The sequence below is a fragment of the Vibrio sp. MMG023 genome, from assembly GCF_021654215.1.
Classification (GTDB): domain Bacteria; phylum Pseudomonadota; class Gammaproteobacteria; order Enterobacterales; family Vibrionaceae; genus Vibrio; species Vibrio jasicida.
In genome coordinates this window covers 189,008-208,176 of record NZ_JAKFZP010000005.1, presented here as the reverse complement: position 1 = coordinate 208,176, position 19,169 = coordinate 189,008, and the positions used below count along the sequence as shown (strand labels likewise).

14 protein-coding genes are annotated in these 19,169 nt (G+C 45.0%); 9 read left to right on the top strand and 5 right to left on the bottom strand.

Annotated elements, in window-relative coordinates:
* Window positions 1–144: 144 nt before the first annotated feature.
* From L1076_RS17515 to L1076_RS17485, 7 genes are all read left to right on the top strand, one after another.
* Window positions 145–1,122, top strand: a complete 978-nt coding sequence (locus L1076_RS17515) for a tripartite tricarboxylate transporter substrate binding protein (RefSeq protein WP_237304164.1) — start codon at window positions 145–147, stop codon at window positions 1,120–1,122.
* A gap of 228 nt (window positions 1,123–1,350) precedes the next feature.
* Window positions 1,351–1,845, top strand: a complete 495-nt coding sequence (locus tag L1076_RS17510) for a tripartite tricarboxylate transporter TctB family protein (protein ID WP_005451900.1) — start codon at window positions 1,351–1,353, stop codon at window positions 1,843–1,845.
* 20 nt (window positions 1,846–1,865) lie between these two features.
* Window positions 1,866–3,392: a tripartite tricarboxylate transporter permease gene (locus tag L1076_RS17505; RefSeq protein WP_005451899.1), complete on the top strand. Its 1,527-nt coding sequence runs from the start codon at window positions 1,866–1,868 to the stop codon at window positions 3,390–3,392.
* Window positions 3,393–3,544: 152 nt separating this feature from the next.
* On the top strand, window positions 3,545–4,315 hold the full coding sequence (locus L1076_RS17500) for a sulfite exporter TauE/SafE family protein (RefSeq protein ID WP_237304163.1): 771 nt from the start codon (window positions 3,545–3,547) through the stop codon (window positions 4,313–4,315).
* Window positions 4,316–4,874: 559 nt separating this feature from the next.
* Complete coding sequence (tnaA, locus tag L1076_RS17495; protein WP_237304162.1) at window positions 4,875–6,290, top strand: tryptophanase; 1,416 nt, start codon at window positions 4,875–4,877, stop codon at window positions 6,288–6,290.
* Window positions 6,291–6,384: 94 nt separating this feature from the next.
* The gene (locus L1076_RS17490) at window positions 6,385–7,602 is read left to right on the top strand and encodes an aromatic amino acid transporter (protein ID WP_237304161.1); all 1,218 of its coding nucleotides are present in this window, start codon (window positions 6,385–6,387) and stop codon (window positions 7,600–7,602) included.
* A 26-nt stretch (window positions 7,603–7,628) separates the two neighbouring features.
* On the top strand, window positions 7,629–8,732 hold the full coding sequence (locus tag L1076_RS17485; protein ID WP_237304160.1) for a porin: 1,104 nt from the start codon (window positions 7,629–7,631) through the stop codon (window positions 8,730–8,732).
* A gap of 138 nt (window positions 8,733–8,870) precedes the next feature.
* Here the strand turns inward: L1076_RS17485 and L1076_RS17480 are convergent, their stop codons facing one another.
* The 4 genes from L1076_RS17480 to L1076_RS17465 all read right to left on the bottom strand — a co-directional run bounded on the left by L1076_RS17480 (window position 8,871) and on the right by L1076_RS17465 (window position 15,661).
* Window positions 8,871–9,842: a TAXI family TRAP transporter solute-binding subunit gene (locus L1076_RS17480; protein WP_237304159.1), complete on the bottom strand. Its 972-nt coding sequence runs from the start codon at window positions 9,840–9,842 to the stop codon at window positions 8,871–8,873.
* 213 nt (window positions 9,843–10,055) lie between these two features.
* Window positions 10,056–13,103 carry an efflux RND transporter permease subunit gene (locus L1076_RS17475; RefSeq protein ID WP_237304158.1) on the bottom strand — a complete coding sequence of 1,016 codons (3,048 nt, stop codon included), beginning with the start codon at window positions 13,101–13,103 and terminating at the stop codon, window positions 10,056–10,058.
* Entirely contained in the window at window positions 13,100–13,870 is a 771-nt protein-coding gene (locus L1076_RS17470) for an efflux RND transporter periplasmic adaptor subunit (protein WP_237304157.1), read from the bottom strand. The genes L1076_RS17475 and L1076_RS17470 overlap by 4 nt, the downstream gene beginning before the upstream one ends.
* Before the next feature lie 270 nt (window positions 13,871–14,140).
* Window positions 14,141–15,661 (bottom strand): aldehyde dehydrogenase family protein, encoded by a 1,521-nt coding sequence (locus tag L1076_RS17465; protein WP_038881709.1) that lies wholly within the window; start codon window positions 15,659–15,661, stop codon window positions 14,141–14,143.
* Window positions 15,662–15,909: 248 nt separating this feature from the next.
* Here L1076_RS17465 and L1076_RS17460 point away from each other — a divergent pair, with 248 nt between their 5' ends.
* Window positions 15,910–17,673, top strand: a complete 1,764-nt coding sequence (locus tag L1076_RS17460) for a sigma-54-dependent Fis family transcriptional regulator (protein WP_237304156.1) — start codon at window positions 15,910–15,912, stop codon at window positions 17,671–17,673.
* 63 nt (window positions 17,674–17,736) lie between these two features.
* Here the strand turns inward: L1076_RS17460 and L1076_RS17455 are convergent, their stop codons facing one another.
* On the bottom strand, window positions 17,737–17,874 hold the full coding sequence (locus L1076_RS17455; protein ID WP_009704374.1) for a hypothetical protein: 138 nt from the start codon (window positions 17,872–17,874) through the stop codon (window positions 17,737–17,739).
* Window positions 17,875–18,216: 342 nt separating this feature from the next.
* Between L1076_RS17455 and L1076_RS17450 the strand changes: the two genes are divergently transcribed.
* Complete coding sequence (locus L1076_RS17450) at window positions 18,217–19,119, top strand: LysR substrate-binding domain-containing protein (protein ID WP_237304155.1); 903 nt, start codon at window positions 18,217–18,219, stop codon at window positions 19,117–19,119.
* Window positions 19,120–19,169 lie beyond the last annotated feature (50 nt).

Below are 19,169 nucleotides of genomic sequence, written 5' to 3'. Positions count from 1 at the left end.
TTCTCTTTATCTACGCATTAGAGACATCACGTTAACACCTTATTAACCTTTAGCTCATCACTAGCGAGTCTCCCTACCTCGTTAGGAGAACAAATAATAAGGCTCTTCAAAACAAGAGAGTCACCAACATAAGGAACGTGAAACATGTTAAAGGTACTCAAACCAACGCTCGCCGCATCCATCATTGCAGCCTCATTTTCTTTCCACGCTTTTGCTGCTGATGTTGAAAAACTCCATTTCCTAATTCCTGGTGGTGCTGGTGGCGGTTGGGATATGACAGCTCGTAGCACAGGTGATGTTCTGGTTAAATCCGACATCGTTGAGAATGTCTCTTTCCAAAACCTCTCTGGTGGCGGTGGTGGTAAAGCCATTGCACACCTCATCGAAACCGCTGAGCGCCAACCTGATACGTTGATGGTGAACTCAACCCCAATCGTTGTTCGTTCACTGACGGGTATCTTCCCGCAATCTTTCCGAGATCTGACTCCAGTAGCCGCAACGATTGCTGACTACGGCGCTATCGTGACTTCCGCGGATTCGAAGTACAACACATGGGAAGATGTGGTCAAAGATTTCGAATCTAACCCACGTAAAGTAAAAATCGCAGGCGGTTCTGCACGAGGCTCGATGGATCACCTAGTCGTCGCAGCCGCATTTAAAGGCGAAGGTTTTGACGCGCGTAAAGTTCGCTACATCGCGTATGACGCTGGCGGCAAAGCAATGGCCGCACTTCTATCTGGCGAAACACAATTGCTTTCAACCGGTCTTGGCGAAGTATTAGAGATGTCGAAATCTGGTCAGGTGAAAGTACTGGCGATTACGGCACCAAAACGTCTAGACGCTGCACCAAACATCCCTACCCTGAAAGAATATGGCAATGAGACTGTGTTCGCGAACTGGCGTGGTTTCTTTGCCGCTCCTGGCACAAGCCAAGCCAAGCTCGACGAATGGAACGCGGCTCTGACCAAAATGTACAAAACGGACGAATGGCAAGTTGTTCGTGACCGCAACGGTTGGATTGACAACTATAAAGCGGATAAAGAGTTCTTCGCGTTCCTAGAAGAGCAAGAGCAGCAAATGGGCGATCTAATGCGCGAATTAGGTTTCCTGAAGAAGCAATAACTCTTATCCGAGTTTATGGGGTTAGCTATCCCTAGCCCCAGTTGTATTTGCACTCTAATTTCACCGTATATGGGCATTGTCGATAATCGACAAGTAAAAACTCCTTTGTTTATTGATTGGTAAACACTAAGTAACTCGACTAGCAGCGATGCGCTTAATTGTTAATGACTTAGTCCTTCGTCATTAACGCCCATATACGGTCTTTTCCTGTTGTTCTAGGAGTTGGATATGTCTCATTCAACCAATATTTTTACCAAAGAGAATTTGCTGTGCCGCGATCGTGTCGGTGCGATGATCTTTTTATTGTTTTGCCTATGCTATGGCTACCAAACCACGCAAATCCCTCTCTTTCCCGGGGATGAATACGAACCCTTCACGGCTCGCACCTTACCGACCATTCTGACCTACGTTGGGATTGGTTTAGCATTAATGCTATTGGTCACTGGTCAGCCCGATAAACAAAGCGGCGCTGTGATGTCATTCAACTGGAAACTGCTCATCGCCTTTTTAGTTTTGATGGCGCTTTATGGTCTGGGTTTGACTTACATCGGCTTTGTATTAGCGACAGGGTTCTTCCTGCTTGCGGGCTTTTACCTTCTTGGCGAAAGACGTAAATCGGTGTTGTTCGGCGCCTCATTCCCGTTCGTTATCGCGTTTTACTTGTTGCTCACTCAAGGTCTGGATATCTACCTTGAGCCTGGTCTGATTTTCACCATCTGGTAGTCAAAAGAAAGGACTGAATTATGTTAGATGGAATTCTACAAGGTTTATCCACCGCCGTGATGCCAATGAACATCATGATGGTGATTGTTGGCTGTTTTGTCGGTACATTTATCGGCATGCTACCGGGGCTTGGTCCTATTTCTGCCATCGCTCTGATGATACCGATCACCTATGGCTTGGATCCGTCTTCAGGTCTGATTCTGATGGCTGGTGTTTACTATGGCGCGGTATTTGGTGGTTCAACTTCCTCTATTCTTATCAACGCACCGGGTTGTTCTTCAACCGTAGTCACCGCGTTTGATGGCTACCCAATGGCGCAGAAAGGACAAGCAGGTAAAGCACTTGCGCTGGCGGCTTACTCTTCTTTCACTGGCGGTACGCTTTCAGCCATCATGCTGCTTGTGGCAGCGCCCGCACTGGCTAACGTCTCGTTAAGCTTCCAATCTTCTGACTACTTTGCGCTAATGCTTCTTGGCTTATCCGCAGTGGCTGCGTTCGCAGGTAAAGGACAAGTAATAAAAGCATGGATGATGACCATTCTGGGCTTAATGTTGTCTACTGTCGGTATTGATAAAGGCGTTGGTGTTGAACGCTTCACCTTTGGCCTGACAGATTTGATGGATGGTTTCAGCTTCCTATTGTTGGCGATGGCGACCTTTGCGCTTGGTGAAACGTTGATGGGTATTTTGAAGCCTTCTGAAGATACGCGTGATGAGGAACAAGATAAGCTGAGCAACATTGGTTCGATGAAAGTCACCAAGGAAGAAATCAAAGAAGTGGCGCCGGTTTCTATTCGCTCTTCAATCCTTGGCTTCTTTACTGGTGTGCTTCCGGGCGCAGGTGCAACCATCGCCGCCTTCTTAAGTTACGGCATGGAACGTAACCTTGCTCCAAAGGATAAAAAAGAACAATTTGGTAAAGGCAGCATCCGAGGTTTAGTAGCTCCGGAGTCAGCGAACAACGCAGCATCAAGTGGTTCTTTCGTTCCTCTCTTAACCCTTGGTATCCCGGGCTCTGGTACAACCGCAATCATGCTAGGAGCGTTAATCGCTTATGGTATTCAGCCGGGCCCTCGTCTGTTTGTTGAGCACCCAGATGTGTTCTGGTCAGTGATCATCTCTATGTACTTCGGCAACATTGTGTTGGTGATTCTCAACCTACCGCTGATCCCATACATCTCAAAGCTGTTGGCCGTACCAAGAACCGTGTTGTTGCCGATGATTCTGTTCTTCTCCATCACTGGTGTGTATCTGGTTTCTTTCAACACCATGGACGTGTTTGTGATGTTACTTGTGGCAATGGCTGCCATCGCACTAAGGCTGGCAAACTTCCCTCTCGCACCGCTATTGCTTGGCTTTATCCTTGGTGGATTAATGGAAGAGAACCTGCGCCGTGCATTGATGATTTCCGACGGAGAACTGAGCTTCTTATGGGAACGCCCAATCACGCTGACATTCACCGTACTTGCAGTATTGGTACTTGGTAGTCCACTGTTTGTAAAACTCTTTCAAAAGCTTAAAGCACAACCAGTAAAAGTTGAGCAATAAGCATTCTATCTCTCCCTCAGATAGACCTTTGAAACCAAGCCACCCTATGCGGTGGCTTTTTTCTTGGACTAATCGCTACTTTATTTCTTTGGGTGAGTTGCGTAGTGTTAACCGTTCAGAAACAAAAATTATAAAAACAAAAAGGACCTTTTATGCTGCTGGAATTTGCTCTCTTGTTTGCTGCGGGCATCATTGGTGGGATCATGAACTCCGTCGCCGGTGGTGGTAGCTTCATTACCTTCCCTGCATTGATGGCGGTTGGCGTGCCTCCCATCATGGCAAACGCGACGAATACCTATGCTTCTTGCGCAGGCTACATCAGTGGTGCAATCGGCTTTCGCGAAGAAATCATGAAGAACAAGCAAGAACTGGCTTTCACTATCTCTTTCAGTTTGATTGGTGGCGCTGTCGGCGCATACCTTCTGCTGAACACGCCAGAATCTGTTTTTCTTGAAGCGATTCCATGGCTATTGTTATTCGCAACCGTACTCTTTTTAACTGGCTCACGCATGACTGCGTTAATTAAATCTCTGACCAAGGAGACCAAACACGCCGGCATTTTAGGCGTAATTGCACTGAGTCTTCTTTTGATTGGCGTTTCTGCTTATGGCGGCTTCTTCAATGCTGGACTAGGCGTGATCGTGTTGAGTTATTTAGTGGTTGCAGGACACCAAGACATCAACTTAATGAACGGGCTTAAGCTGCTGGTTTCGACCTGTGTTTCTCTGATTGCTATCGTAATTTTTGTTGCTAACGGTTCAATCGATTGGACCAAAGGCAGCGTTGTAATGGTTGGCACATTGGTTGGCGGCTACTTGGCTGCACGTGTATCTCGCCAGTTGAATCCCAGCCACGTAAAAGGCTTTGTTGCCCTTTCTTCTATCGCCATCACTATCTACTTTTTTATCGATGTATATATGTAAAAAGAACATGGCTATTGCTAACATTTTAATACGCAATCAATTGCTATTTCTTTAGAAAATATTAGAAACAAGTTAATTATGTAAACCTTAACTACTCATTAAATTAAAGTTGTTCATACTAAAAAACACCAACTAAAGCATTATAAGTTAAAAAATCTGGATAGAAACTCCTTGCATAATCACGGATTTATTATGTGAACGTATATAACATTTTCCCAGTATATACATTAACAACCTCACAATTATTGCACGTTTACATTTTTAATTTATATTAGTTATGTAAGCATAATAATGTGTCTAACCACTATAACTCACAGGATTAAATATGAAGTATATTCAGATCCAAGAAAAGTTATGGTCAAGCTCAATAGCTTGGTACACCAACGACTTTAAACTATCTGTCCTACCTCTTTTTTCTATTCTCTAGTCTCGTCTTACTAACCATCGGTAAGAAGGTTAGTCGATCCTTATTACATTTATTTTCTTAGCACTTCCTTTATTAAATATAAAAATATTAAAGGCTAGCTTCGCACGTCTATATAAAATAAGAGACTTAATTATGGAAAACTTTAAACATTTGCCAGAACCATTCCGCATTCGCGTCGTAGAACCAGTAAAAACCACCACACGTGAATACCGAGAACAAGCCATTCAAAAAGCAGGCATGAACCCATTCCTGCTCGATAGTGAAGATGTGTTTATCGACCTACTCACCGACAGTGGTACTGGTGCTATTACCCAACAAATGCAAGCTGCAATGTTGATGGGTGATGAGGCGTATAGCGGAAGTCGTAGTTACTATGCCCTAGCCAACGCGGTTAAAGACATTTTCGGCTATAAACTGACCATCCCGACCCACCAGGGCCGCGGTGCAGAGCAGATTTACATCCCAATACTCATCAAAAAGCGTGAGCAGGAAAAAGGCTTAGATCGCTCAAAAATGGTGGCCCTATCCAATTACTTCTTCGATACAACGCAAGGCCATACGCAAGTGAATTGCTGCGTTGCCAAAAACGTTTATACCGAAGAGGCGTTCGATACGTCCGTCACCGCTGACTTCAAAGGTAACTTTGATCTAGAGAAATTAGAACACGCAATATTAGAGGCGGGAGCAGAAAACGTCCCTTACATTGTCAGCACTATCACATGTAACTCAGCCGGTGGTCAGCCTGTTTCTATCGCCAACCTAAAAGCCGTTTATGAGATAGCTCAACGCTACGACATCCCTGTCATCATGGATTCTGCACGTTACGCCGAGAACGCGTACTTTGTACAACAGCGTGAGCCTGAATATAAAGACTGGACCATCGCAGAGATCACCAAAGAAACTTACAAATACGCTGATGCCCTTGCGATGTCTGCGAAAAAAGATGCAATGGTACAAATGGGAGGTCTGTTGTGTTTCAAAGATGACTCAATGATGGATGTGTATACCGAGAGCCGAACTTTGTGTGTCGTGCAAGAAGGATTTCCTACTTACGGCGGCTTAGAAGGCGGTGCCATGGAACGCCTTGCTGTGGGATTGTATGATGGCATGCGCACTGAGTGGTTGGAATACCGCATAGGACAAGTCCAATACTTGGTGGATGGCTTAGAAGCCATTGGCGTAGTCTGCCAACAAGCGGGCGGCCATGCAGCATTTGTTGACGCCGGAAAATTACTCCCACACATTCCTTCAGAGCAGTTCCCTGCTCATGCGCTCGCCTGCGAACTGTATAAAGTAGCGGGCATCCGTGCGGTTGAAATCGGTTCTTTGTTACTTGGCAGAGATCCCGCTACCGGCATACAACATCCGTGTCCCGCAGAACTGTTACGTCTTACCATTCCTCGCGCTACTTACACGCAAACCCATATGGACTTTGTCATAGAAGCTTTCCAAAAAGTGAAAGAGAACGCTCAAAACGTAAAAGGCTTGAATTTCACTTATGAACCAAAAGTACTACGTCACTTTACTGCTCGCTTAAAAGAGGTCTAAAAGACACTCGCGCATCGATAATTAGATGCGCGAGATTCCTTTCTTACACGTTATTTGGTTTGAGTTTATTCATTTCATTTACAGGAATATAAACATGGAAAAGAAACCGTCCTTATTTGGCGGCGCTTGTATAATTGCAAGTGTTTGCGTAGGTGCAGGAATGCTCGGATTACCAAGTGCTGGAGCTGGCGCTTGGACAACCTGGAGTATTATTGCCATTTTAGTAACCATGATCATGATGACAATATCAGGATGGATGCTTTTAGAATCTTTTAAGCGATATGATTTAAAAGTATCTTTTAATACTGTCACGCAAGACGTTCTTGGCAATAGAGTAAATATTTTAAATAATATCGCAGTTTATTTTGTTGGAGGCATATTACTTTATGCTTATATCACATCATCAGGTCTGATCATTGAAGGTATCCTTGGTATTAACAGTAAAGTTTCCTCTGTTTTATTTGTCACTATATTTTCTTTATTTGTTTGGCATTCAACACGAGCGGTAGACAGAATTTCAGTCATTCTGATTATCTTCATGATATTGAGTTTTATATTTGGTGTATCAGGTTTAGCGATAAATATTGATACCAACATATTGTTTGACCATATCAGTAAAGAAACAAATTACGCGCCTTTTGCTTTAGCGATGCTACCCGTAGCGTTAACCTCCTTCGGTTACCATCACTCGGTAGCGACTATGCGTGCTTATTACAAATGTGAGTACCACGCCAAGTTGGCGATTCTCGGCGGTACAAGCATCGCGTTTACACTCTACGTGCTTTGGCTAGTGAGTATCAATGGCAACTTACCTCGTTCTGAGTTTATTCCCGTAATCGAGCAAGGCGGAAACGTCGAAACACTACTTGCCGCGTTAGATTCCGTCATTGACTCAGATAAGGTGTCCAACGCGATTAACGCCTTTTCAATGGCTGCGATTCTTTCTTCTTTCATCGGTGTGGGACTAGGGCTATTTGATTACCTTGCTGACTTTTTCAAGTTTTCAGATACGCGGCAAGACCGAACCAAAACGTGTCTCGTAACCTTCCTTCCCCCACTCATCTTATCCCTACTATTCCCATTTGGTTTTGTCCTAGCAATTGGATACGCAGGCGCTGCCGCAACCATATGGACTTGTTTTATCCCGGCCTTACTTGTTTATAAAACTCGTCAACTCGAAGGTGGACAAGAAGGATTTAAAACCCCGTTTGGCAACACAATGATCGTCATGGTGCTTCTGTTTGGTTTGCTTACTGCCACCTTCCACTTCATGTCGATGATGGATCTCCTACCCACCCTTATTAACCAATAAACAGAGATTTTGAAATGGAGTTTAAGATGAAAACTAAGTTACTTATTGTCGCTTCTACGGTTCTACTTTCTAACAATGCTTATTCGGTAACTGTTTATGAAGACGAAGTAAACAAAGTCGATATTGGTGGTGCATTTCTCATGGACTACTTCCAACCTGTTCATTTTCTTGACCACTTCTTTAACACAAGTCGCAGTACATTGAACATTGGTGTAGCACGTACCCTCAATGACAAGTGGTCTACGGACGTTAAGTTCGAATGGGACACAATTCTGAATCCACCATCGAATGAATTTGGAAATAAAAATGGAGATAAATTCCGTAGTCGTTTGGGTTACATATCCGTCAACCACACTGAGTTGGGTAGCTTACGAATTGGTAAGCAATATTCTGCTTATTACGACGTCGCGGGATACATGGACAACCTCATTGTTTTTGATCCGGACGCAACACCACTATTCAGCGATGGAAAAGACGGTGGTTTTTTAGCGACGGCACGCGGTGATAACCTTGTCGTTTATCGTAATAGCTTTGATGCATTGAACCTATCAGCTCAATACGGCTTCAATAACGTGAGCAATCAAATGGGTGGGCTGACTAGGGATAACAACCTAGCACTCGCGCTAAGTTACGATTTTGACTCTGGTTTGAGCCTTGGAACTACCTATATGCGCAACAAAGTGGAAGGTAGCTCTGGTGGTTTAAATGATGGTGATTCGCAAGAACTAACGACTCTTGCCGCAAAGTACGTAAGCCAAGGCTTCCAAATATCGGCAGCCTATACGATCGGAGAAAATGCACACGAAACCGATTTGTTTGGTTACGGGTTTGATGGTACTGCGCCAACAGGTAAACCGAACCTTTACGCTGATGCAAATGCCTATGACTTATACGCACACTACTACTTCGCTATGGGTATTCGTCCTTACATTTACCTATCTAGCGTCGATTTCGATGACTCAACGCTACAGGTAAATGGTGATCGCAATGTCTACTCATTCGGCATCAGCTACCACGCGACACCGCAATTCATCATTTCAGGGGAAGTGAGAGCAACAGAAGAAGATGGATTAGGAGCAGGAAAAAGAGATGACACGCTTAGCGGAATGACGATCATTTACGCATTCTAAATAGCGTTCGAGAACCCACCTCTAAAGGTATTGAATATTAGCCTCTACTTTATACTTCAATAACAACAAGTTCAGATAGCACACAAACAAAAACGCCATCGCAAATTACGATGGCGTTTTTATTGGTTCTGAGTGAGATTACTTAATCAAACCCACCTCTTTGTAGTACTTCTCAGCACCTGGATGAAGTGGCGCAGATAGACCATCTTTCACCATTTCTTCTTTCTTCAAGTTTGCAAATGCTGGGTGTAGACGGCGGAAATCGTCAAAGTTTTCGAATACCGCTTTCACTACGTTGTAAACCACTTCGTCTGGCACTGCCGTTGAAGAAACAAACGTCGCACCTACACCAAAGGTTTGTACATCGCTTTCTGAACCGCGGTACATACCACCCGGTACGTTTGCGATACGGTAGAAGCTGTTATCAGAAACCAACTTCTCAACTTGTGGGCCAGCTACCGTTACGATGTTACTGTCACACGAGGTAGTCGCCTCTTTAATCACACCACTTGGGTGACCTACTGTGTAGATCATCGCGTCGATCTTGTTGTCACACAGTGCTTTAGACTGCTCTGATGCTTTTAACTCAGACACCAGTTTGAAATCGTCATTCGTCCAGCCGTACTCTTTCATCAGCACTTCCATCGTGCCGCGCTGACCAGAGCCAGGGTTACCGATGTTAACGCGCTTACCTTTCAAATCATCAAACGATTGAATGTTCGCGTCTTTACGAGCCACAACGGTGAACGGTTCTGGGTGTACAGAGAACACAGCACGAAGCTCTTTGAAAGGTCCTTTATCTTCAAACTTGCTTGTACCGTTATAAGCATGGTACTGCCAGTCTGACTGAGCGATACCTAAATCCAACTCACCAGCACGAATGGTATTGATGTTGTAGATAGAACCACCGGTACTTTCTACTGAACAACGGATGCCATGGTCAGCACGTGATTTGTTCACCAAACGACAAATAGCACCACCCGTTGGGTAGTACACGCCAGTTACACCGCCCGTACCAATGGTTACGAACGTATCTTTAGCAGAAACTGAAAAACTTGCACTTAGTGCAGCCAGAGAAGCCGCGACAGCAATTTGCTTGAGCTTTAACATTGAACGTCCTTATTTTTTCCTTTGTTTATGGCCAGATAAGTATAGCAACCGTTAACAAGTTGATAACGTTCGAGATCACATCCTGAGAATTATCACCACGTCGCAAAAGGCATTGATCGGTAAGCAATTATGAACCGCGTACGACTTTAGTTTTAGTCCAAAGTAACAAGCCCGCAGAGTTTGCCTACGGGCTGTCCGGTGTTTCCAGCGTACTTAGTCGGTCGCTAAGGTTCTCTCCTCGCTGTTGTCATTGACTGCGGATACACTTTGATTCCCTTTCCTGTGTGTCCATAGATAAATGGATGGAATCACGGTAAGTGTGACAATCATTGAGATCACGCAGCCCCAACCAACCACCAGCGCCATCGGCGACATGTAGTTATCGTAGCCACCCAAGCCGTACGCAAGCGGGATAAGACCTGCAACGGTTGTGATTGTGGTTAAGGTGATTGGTCTTACTCGGCTTTGCGTTCCGCGAATGACAAACTCCAGCAAGTTGGTATCGTTACATTCCGCTTCGTGTTCTTTGAAGTGCCAAATCAGCACCAAGCTGTTGTTCACCATAATACCAATCAAGGCAATCATCCCGATGATGGAGAAAAAGCTCAGCACCTGATTATGTAAGAACAGAATAAACAGCGCACCAGCGATGCCAAAAGGAATCACCGTCAACACAATTAAGGTTTCGCGCATTCGGTCAAAAAGAAGAATCAGAAGCAACGCAATGCCAATAAACGCCACACTAATCGCGATCATAAAGCCTTGCTGCGCTTCTTGTGTTTCTAAGATCTGCCCTGTCGCAATAATAGAGGCACCGCCGTATTCTTTATTGGCAAAGGCTTCTTGAACCGCAGCAAAAACGGCAACCGGATCAGTCACGGTCGAATCGACACCTGACGAGACACGAATCACTCGCTCTCCATTAAAGTGTTTGATTTGTGCTTCTGCATCGGCATTTCTCCATCGAACCAGCTCACTTAATGGCACCAGCTTGTTATTGCTGGCGCGAACCAAAATGTTATCCAGTTCTTTTAAGGATTTGTCGTCTTCTTCTAAAGCGACTCGGAAGTACGCTTCTTCTTCACCATTAAAGATCCGCGTCACGCGTTGACCGTCAATCGCAAACTTAATGATATCCCCAACTTTGTTGGCACTGATGCCGTAGTACTTGAGCCAGTGATGTTGCAGCTCAGCTTGAATCTGTGGTGCTGGTACATTTAAATCACGTCGTACTCGGCTCGTCCCTTCCAATGATTCAATGTACGCCGTCAAATCATTAGCAAGCTTTTCTCGCCCTTCATCCGTACCGCCAACGACACGCAAATCCACCGGACGCCCTACCGGAGGACCGCCGCCATCAATATCGAACTCAATTTGAGCCAACCCTGTAATTTGCGTTGCTTTCTCTTCCCACTCTTCGACGATTTGCTCTGCGGTTCTTGTTCGGCTGTTTGGTGGTGTTAATGAAATCACCCAATAGCTATTTGGTGAGCTCACTTCGCCGTACCAATAATTCACTTCTTCAGTGCTTTTGATCAGCGCTTCGAGTTGTTGTGTTTCTTTCCAGACGTCATCCAAATCTAACTCTGGATTCGATTCAGCACTGATTTCTATCAAATACGCGCCGTCTGTTGGGAAGAACAAGAAGCTCAAACTCTTATATGAAATCGCTCCTAAAGTCAGAATCACTACGGTAATACATGGCAGCGCTACTTTGCTGTTTCGAATGACAAGTTCAATTAAACGATTCAGTGCGCTTAAATCTAAAAATGGCTTTTTCTTTACCTGACTCTTCTTACTCAAAATGCCTTTTAAATGGGCAGGAATAAAGAACAGCGCGTCGATAAACGAAAAGCACAACGCAATAATGACCGTAAGCGGAATTACATAAACCAATTTACCGCTGTTTCCCGGTAAGAAGAGCAAAGGTATGAAGGCAATCATGGTCGATAAAATGCTCGCTAGGACCGCTGGGAATACACTCTTCACACCTTGCGAGACCGCCTTATCAACTGGATAACCTTCTTCAACTAGTGCCACGATTTTATCGCTCACCACCACGGCATCATCGACAATAATTCCGACAATCAAAATTAAGGCGGACATAGTGAACACATCCAGAATCTGCCCGAAAGGAGGCAGCAAAGCCAGCGTGCCGAAGATACATACGGGAATAGAAACCGCGACCCAAAATGCAATGCGTCTATCAAGGAAAAGCGCCAACGTGATCAGCACCAAGCCAAGTCCAACCAAGCCGTTGTCTTGCACTATGCGCGCTTTCTCTTGGATGTCTTCAGACAAATCAGAACCGATGGCGATAGTGTATTTGTCACCGAGCAGTTTTTGCTGATTTGCAATCAGAGCTTTCACCGCGTTAGAAGTGCTAATAACGTCCGCGCTTTCATTAGTTCTTAAGTCAAAAAGAATGCTCTTGTTACCGTTGATTGAGCCATAAACCTCACCTTTTTCAAACCCATCCTCAATGAGACCTGCAATGTCTTTAAGTTGAATATTCGGGCTGAATGAGATGAACATTTCACGCAGCTCTTCAATGCTATCCAGCTCGGCAGAGGTCATCAGTTCTGGGTTGTTCTTTAACGTTTCCAGACGACCACCGCTGATCAGCGTATTACGCTCTGCAATCAATGCCGCCACTTGATCCAACGTTAAGCCATAACGTCTCAAAGAAATCGGTTCGAGTTGGATTAAGAACTCTGGCGCACGCAAATCGACGGTGTAAACTTCACCAATCCCCTCAACACGCCGCAAAGCCAACTCTAGGTCTTTGGCTTTATCTCGCAGTGCTTTATAACCAACATCACCAGAAATACCGACCACCATGAAATCCAAGCTGTACGATTTTTTGATCGACAACGTCGGCGCTTCGGTCACACCAGCAGGTAAATCCGTTACCCTTGCCAGTGCATCTCGAATGTCTTGGTAAACCGCATTCGGATCAGAGACATTGCTGTCCAGCACCACACTGATGTTTGAGACGCCAGTTTCCGACGTGGAGGTGAACTCTTTCAAGCCCGAAATGGACAGCAGTTCTTTCTCAATTTTACTGGTGATGTTGCTTTCAATATCTTTCGCACTGGCACCAGGATAAACCGTGACGATATCGCCTTTTCCTAAGTCAAATCGAGGCTTCTCAGCAAGGGGAAGATTGTAGGCAGTAAGGGCACCAATGCTGATGATCAAAATGGTCAGGATTTTAGACGCAAACTTTCGGTGAGAGAGCAAATCTAAGAAGAAGTTCACAGTGCCTCCTGATCATTGAAATACACGTACGATTCCATGCCCGGATTAAGCTTGCCGTTAGCGTTTTCTACCGTCACTTCAACAAGGAAGCCCGGCTCACTGTTTTGGAAAGCAGGAGAAAGTAAAGTGATGGTGCCGTCCAACGTCTGCTCAACAGAAGGCACTTCGACCTTAACCTTCTCGCCTTTACTGAACTTGTTGAAATCAATTTCTAACAGGTGAAAACGCACTTTCAATCGTTCCATATCTGCAATGGTAAAGAGCGCATCGCCCACCGAAATAAACTGCCCTAGCTCAACAGAGCGATTGATGATAACCCCATCAAAAGGCGCATCTGGAGAGGCTTTATCCAATGTTCGTGCGGCGATTTTATAGTGTGTATTACTTACGTTGAACTGAGCTCGACCAATGTTAGTCACACGAATTTGGTTGTCCACGTCACTTGCCGAGACACCATTGCTGGTCAGCAGGGATTGATAACGTTTTAATTGCTTTTCTTGAATATCTAACTCGGCGCGACTCACCTCTAACTCGTTACGGGCTAAGTCCAAACTCAATGCATAATCTTCTGAGGATAAAGATAAAAGCTCCTGCCCTTTAATCACAGAGTCCCCGTTATCGTAGCGATAAGAATCCACCACGCCGACGACTTCACTTTTTACCACGACGCTTTTTTCAGGAATCAATTGACCAACGACATAATCGCTCGCCGCATGAGCTGCACTTGATAAGAGAAACAAGGGTATTAATACGGATCTTTTTTTCATTTAGTTATCTCATTTCCGATGAACCAAATGACTTGTGTAATCGTTCTGTCCGAAAGGAACCACTGAGTTGAACATACAAGCCATTGATGTTTAACAAGGCATTAACTAAAAGCAAAGCCAACAGTTAACGCATTTATTCATTGATGCTTGATATATAAATTATCAGTGACGGTGTGGAAAAAAAGTGAGTCGTTATGACTGGGTTTTCAGAGATGAGCAAAGCCCTGAATGATTCAGGGCTTTCTAATTAAAGTGTTTTCTATCTTCACTCTAGAAGAAGCCTAGCGGATTGACGTCGTAGCTAATGAGTAGGTTTTTCGTATTCTGGTAGTGATCAAGCATCATCTTATGGGTTTCACGGCCGATACCTGACTTCTTGTAACCACCAAACGCAGCGTGTGCAGGATATGCGTGATAGCAGTTAATCCAAATACGCCCTGCTTCGATGTTTCGTCCCATGCGATAAGCGAGGTTTTGGTCTCGCGTCCACACACCTGCACCCAAGCCATATTCCGTGTCATTGGCAATCGCTAGTGCTTCCGCTTCATCTTTAAAGGTGGTCACTGCGATGACCGGGCCAAAGATCTCTTCTTGGAATACGCGCATCTTGTTGTGACCTTGTAACAAAGTCGGTTGAATGTAGTAGCCCTGCTCCAAGTCGTTTTCTTGTTTCGCTACATCGCCACCAAACACGACTTTCGCGCCTTCTTGACGACCGATTTCTAGGTAACTCAGGATCTTATCGAACTGCTCTTGCGAGGCTTGAGCGCCAACCTGAGTATCGGTATCAAGTGGATTACCCTGCTTGATTGTCTGCGCGCGCTCTGCGACTTTAGCGATAAACTTGTCGTACACAGACTCATGCACTAACACACGTGATGGACAGGTACACACCTCGCCTTGGTTAAAGAACGCAAGTAAGGTGCCTTCAATACACTTATCTAGGTATTCGTCTTCGTGATCAAACACATCTGGGAAGTAGATATTTGGAGATTTGCCACCAAGCTCAACCGTTGATGGAATAAGGTTCTCTGCGGCACATTTCAGAATATGGTTACCGACTTCTGTTGAACCCGTAAATGCCAACTTAGCGATTCGGTTACTGGTCGCCAGTGCTTGCCCTGCTTCTGAGCCAAAGCCATTGACTACGTTCACCACGCCAGCAGGCAGAAGATCACCAATTTTTTCCATCAGAACAAGAATCGAAGTCGGCGTTTGTTCGGCAGGTTTTAGCACAACACAACAGCCTGCAGCCAACGCTGGAGCCAACTTCCAAGCCGCCATCAACATTGGGAAGTTCCAAGGGATGATCTGCCCAACTACCCCAATCGGCTCCGGGAAATGATAACTTGCGGTATGCTCATCTAGCTCGGCCGCACTGCCTTCTTGAGCGCGGATACAACCTGCGAAGTAACGGAAATGGTCGACGACCAAAGGCAAGTCTGCGGCTAATGTTTCACGGACGGGTTTGCCGTTTTCCCATGTTTCTGCCACAGCCAACTCTTCAAGATGTTGCTCAATGCGATCTGCAATCTTAAGTAGGATGTTCGAACGCTCAGTCACACTGGTTTTCGCCCATTGAGCTCTTACGCCATGTGCAGCATCAAGTGCAAGATTGATGTCTGCTTCTCCGGAACGAGCTACCTTACAATACGCTTGACCATTGATTGGCGATGTATTGTCGAAGTATTCACCACCCGTTGGTTTTACCCATTCGCCACCGATGTAGTTGTCGTAATGCGATTTGAAATTAACGATGGCATTTTCACTACCTGGCTGTGCATAAATCATAACTCTTCCTTTTGTTCTCGTTCAGTTTTTTGTTTTAAACAACCGAGTGTTCAACTCAGTTATGTTGTTCACTTCATTACTCAAGTCACATGCCAACAACGCGCGTCTTGTTGTTAATTAAATGTAAAACTATGATTACCAAGCGATAACAAACCAAGTGAGTGACGTTTGAGCGGATGTATGGTGTGAACACCAGTGTTCAAGTGTTCCAAAATGGCACACCCTCACTGTGACAAAATGGTACAGTCATGGAACTTCAACACATTACCAACAGCAATTGGCTTTCCACTTCATGGGATAGAAGTGAGCAAGCCGGTTTAAAACAGCGACGTCGGCCAGACGATATTCGCGTAACTTCCGCGTTTCTTGAAGACAGACGCCACCAGCTCAATTTCTTGATCGATGCGGTCAAACAATTCGCTCTTCCCCTGTTTAACCAGTTGTTTGCGCACAGCGACAGTCGCCTAATCTTGACCGATGCAGATGGCGTGATCATCGGTAGCTGGGGACAACCCAAATTCCACGAAAAGTTGACCGAGATTGCACTCAGTTCTGGTGCATGTTGGCAAGAAAAGCTCAAAGGTACGAATGCCATTGGCACAGCATTAGTGGAAGCAAAGCCTGTCTCTGTGATTGGTGACCAGCACTTCATACAACATCACCGTTTCATCAGTTGCTCGGCAAGCCCTATCTTTGATCATTTGGGTCACTTGATTGGGGTTCTGGACATCACTAGCGAACAAAAGAAGCATGACTTTTCAACGCAAGTTTTAGTGCAAAACATGGTTCAGCAAGTGGAGAATCAACTGCTCAACCAAATTCCTCAAGGGCATATTCGAGTGGATTTAGCCTGTGAGCAAGGTCTACTGAATAGCGGTTGGCAAGGCATCATCATCGCCAATGAAGAGGGTCAGATTCTGGCTCATAACCAAGTTGCCTCACAATTGCTGGATCAAACCAACGTTGTTGGACAGCAACTCGCCGCTATACTCGACGATTCTGCCAGTAACCAATATTTAGTCTTCAAAACTCAGCCACTATCGGAGCGAAAAACATCATCTCGTGCTATTTCTGCCTCGAATGACCTGCATTACGGCGATACCACCGTCGAGCACTGTTGGCAGCAAGCCAATCGCGTTATAGATAAAGACATTAGCTTGTTGATCCTTGGCGAAACGGGCGTAGGTAAGAATGAGTTTGTTAAAGCTCTGCACAAAAACAGCCAGAGAAAAAACGGCCCATTAGTTTCCGTGAACTGCGGTGCGCTGCCGAAAGACTTGGTCGAATCCGAACTGTTTGGTTATGTCGCAGGTGCATTCACCGGAGCAAACAACAAAGGCTATCAAGGTAAGATCCGTCAAGCGCACAAAGGCATCTTGTTCTTAGATGAAATCGCAGACTTACCATTAGAAGCGCAAAGCCGACTGCTGCATGTTCTTCAAGACAAAACCGTGTTGCCTGTTGGCTCAAACCAAACCATCCAAGTGGATACACAAATCATCGCCGCCACACACAAAGACTTAGAGCGATTGGTTGAGCAAGGTGAGTTTCGTCAGGATCTTTATTACCGCCTAAACGGACTCATCGTCGAATTGCCTCGTTTCCAAGAGCGTAGCGACAAACAAGCACTGATTGAGAACATTCATCGTCGTCACGCCGAGTCTGAACAAAGCATTTGCCCTCACCTGCTGTCATTAATGTTGGGCTATGGTTGGCCGGGAAATCTGCGTGAGCTCGACAGCTTAATAAAAGTGTCAGCCTTGATGGCACAAGGAGAAACGCAACTCGAGCTTAGCCACGTACCTACTCATCTTGCCAAAAAGCTAAGCCAAACAAATGTTATCGAACAAGTGGGTACGTCAAAAACCAGAGACATGCGTACGACTGTGGAAGATAAACTGGTGAAAACCTACCAAGCAAACCAAGGTAACATCAGTAAAACCTCACGCATGTTGGGTCTGAGCCGCAATACCATTTATCGCAAGCTCAAGAGCCTTGGTATACTGAAATGATGAAGTGTGAGAGATAAAAAAAGAGCACCTCTTGGGGTGCTCTTCTTATTTTGAAACCTAGCCTTACAGTCCACCTTCTTGCTGCGCCTGTTTTACTAATGCCTGACGTTGAGTTTCCGTTTCAGAATTCACTTTCTGTTCCTTGTGCGTTTCCTGATCCATATCTGCCGGAATGAAAACAAAGTACTTGTTAAGAGTCATCGTAAGAACCTCAATTAATAGTGTTAAATCACCTTCTTGGTAAATGTAAACAACACCAGCAAAAACGACTTATGCCGGTTCCTTGTTGTAGGTTTCAAAAAATAGAGGATGTTTGTCTACTAAACATCCTCCATATGCAAGCTAATTATAGGAGGAGATCAAGGGCTTACCTAACACTGTTTTTCATCTTTTACGTAATCTTAGTTTCGATATCAGTATTGATACACCATACCCTTACGAGCTAACTCTATGTCACAAAAGAAAAAAATGATGCAGATTTTATTGGAACAGAGGATGAGAGGCGTTGATACTTAAAGCTCAATGTTTTGAGGCGCTTACTTCGTGAAAAATACCATTGATTTAAATTTGTATCGCTTTCTTTATCTGCTCAGCCAGCAAAAAACGCAGGCGAAAGTGTGTCACACTCTCGACATCAGCAAAGCGACTTTTACTCGACAGCTCGCCGAATGTCGCCAGCGATTTGATAACGAACTGTTCAATGCGGAGAAAGGGTTCTACACCCCCACTCTCCTTTGCCAGCAGCTATGTGAAGCCATAAGCGAGCCGTTAGAACAACTTGAGCAGATACCGCAACTGGCACAAAGCTACAATGCGAATCAGCATGCGAACGAATACCTTTTCAGCATTATCAATCCTCTTTCTGCCATGTTAACGATTCCTTTGGTCACCGCCCTCACAACAGAAGAGCAAAAGCCTAAGATCGCCTTTATTGATTGGTCGATTGAAAGCATAGAAAACCCCAAACGTGGTGCTGTCGCGATTGGTATTGGTGGTTTTCCGAATGAACTCAATGAAAGGATGGTAGAACGCAAAGTCAGCTCAGTGCCGATTTTCGCTTACGTCAATGATCAACACCCACTCAGTCAACAGCAAGAAATAGAGCTGAACGATATGGAGAACCTAGATACTGTGCGCGTCTCAATGGGATCGCTCGATGTAAGCGCTTATTACGAGCGAATGCGTAAGTTGACTGGCGTGAATCTAGAACAAAAACTGACTGTCTCCTCTATGAGTGCTGCGCTAGATTGCGTCAAAGTCAGCCCATATGTATTTGTTGGCATGTATATCGATGACCAAGAGCTGCCCGCAGGCATTCGTCGATTGCCTTTGAAGTTGGAAGGTAAACCCATGATGTTTGACGTAGGCATTCAGTACCATCGAGCCTTCTACCAACATCCAATCATTGCGCAAGTAGAAGCATTTATTAAACAAGCACTTAGATAAACCGCTAAATTCAATTGCCACATCGTCAACGAATACAAAAAAGCCGACCA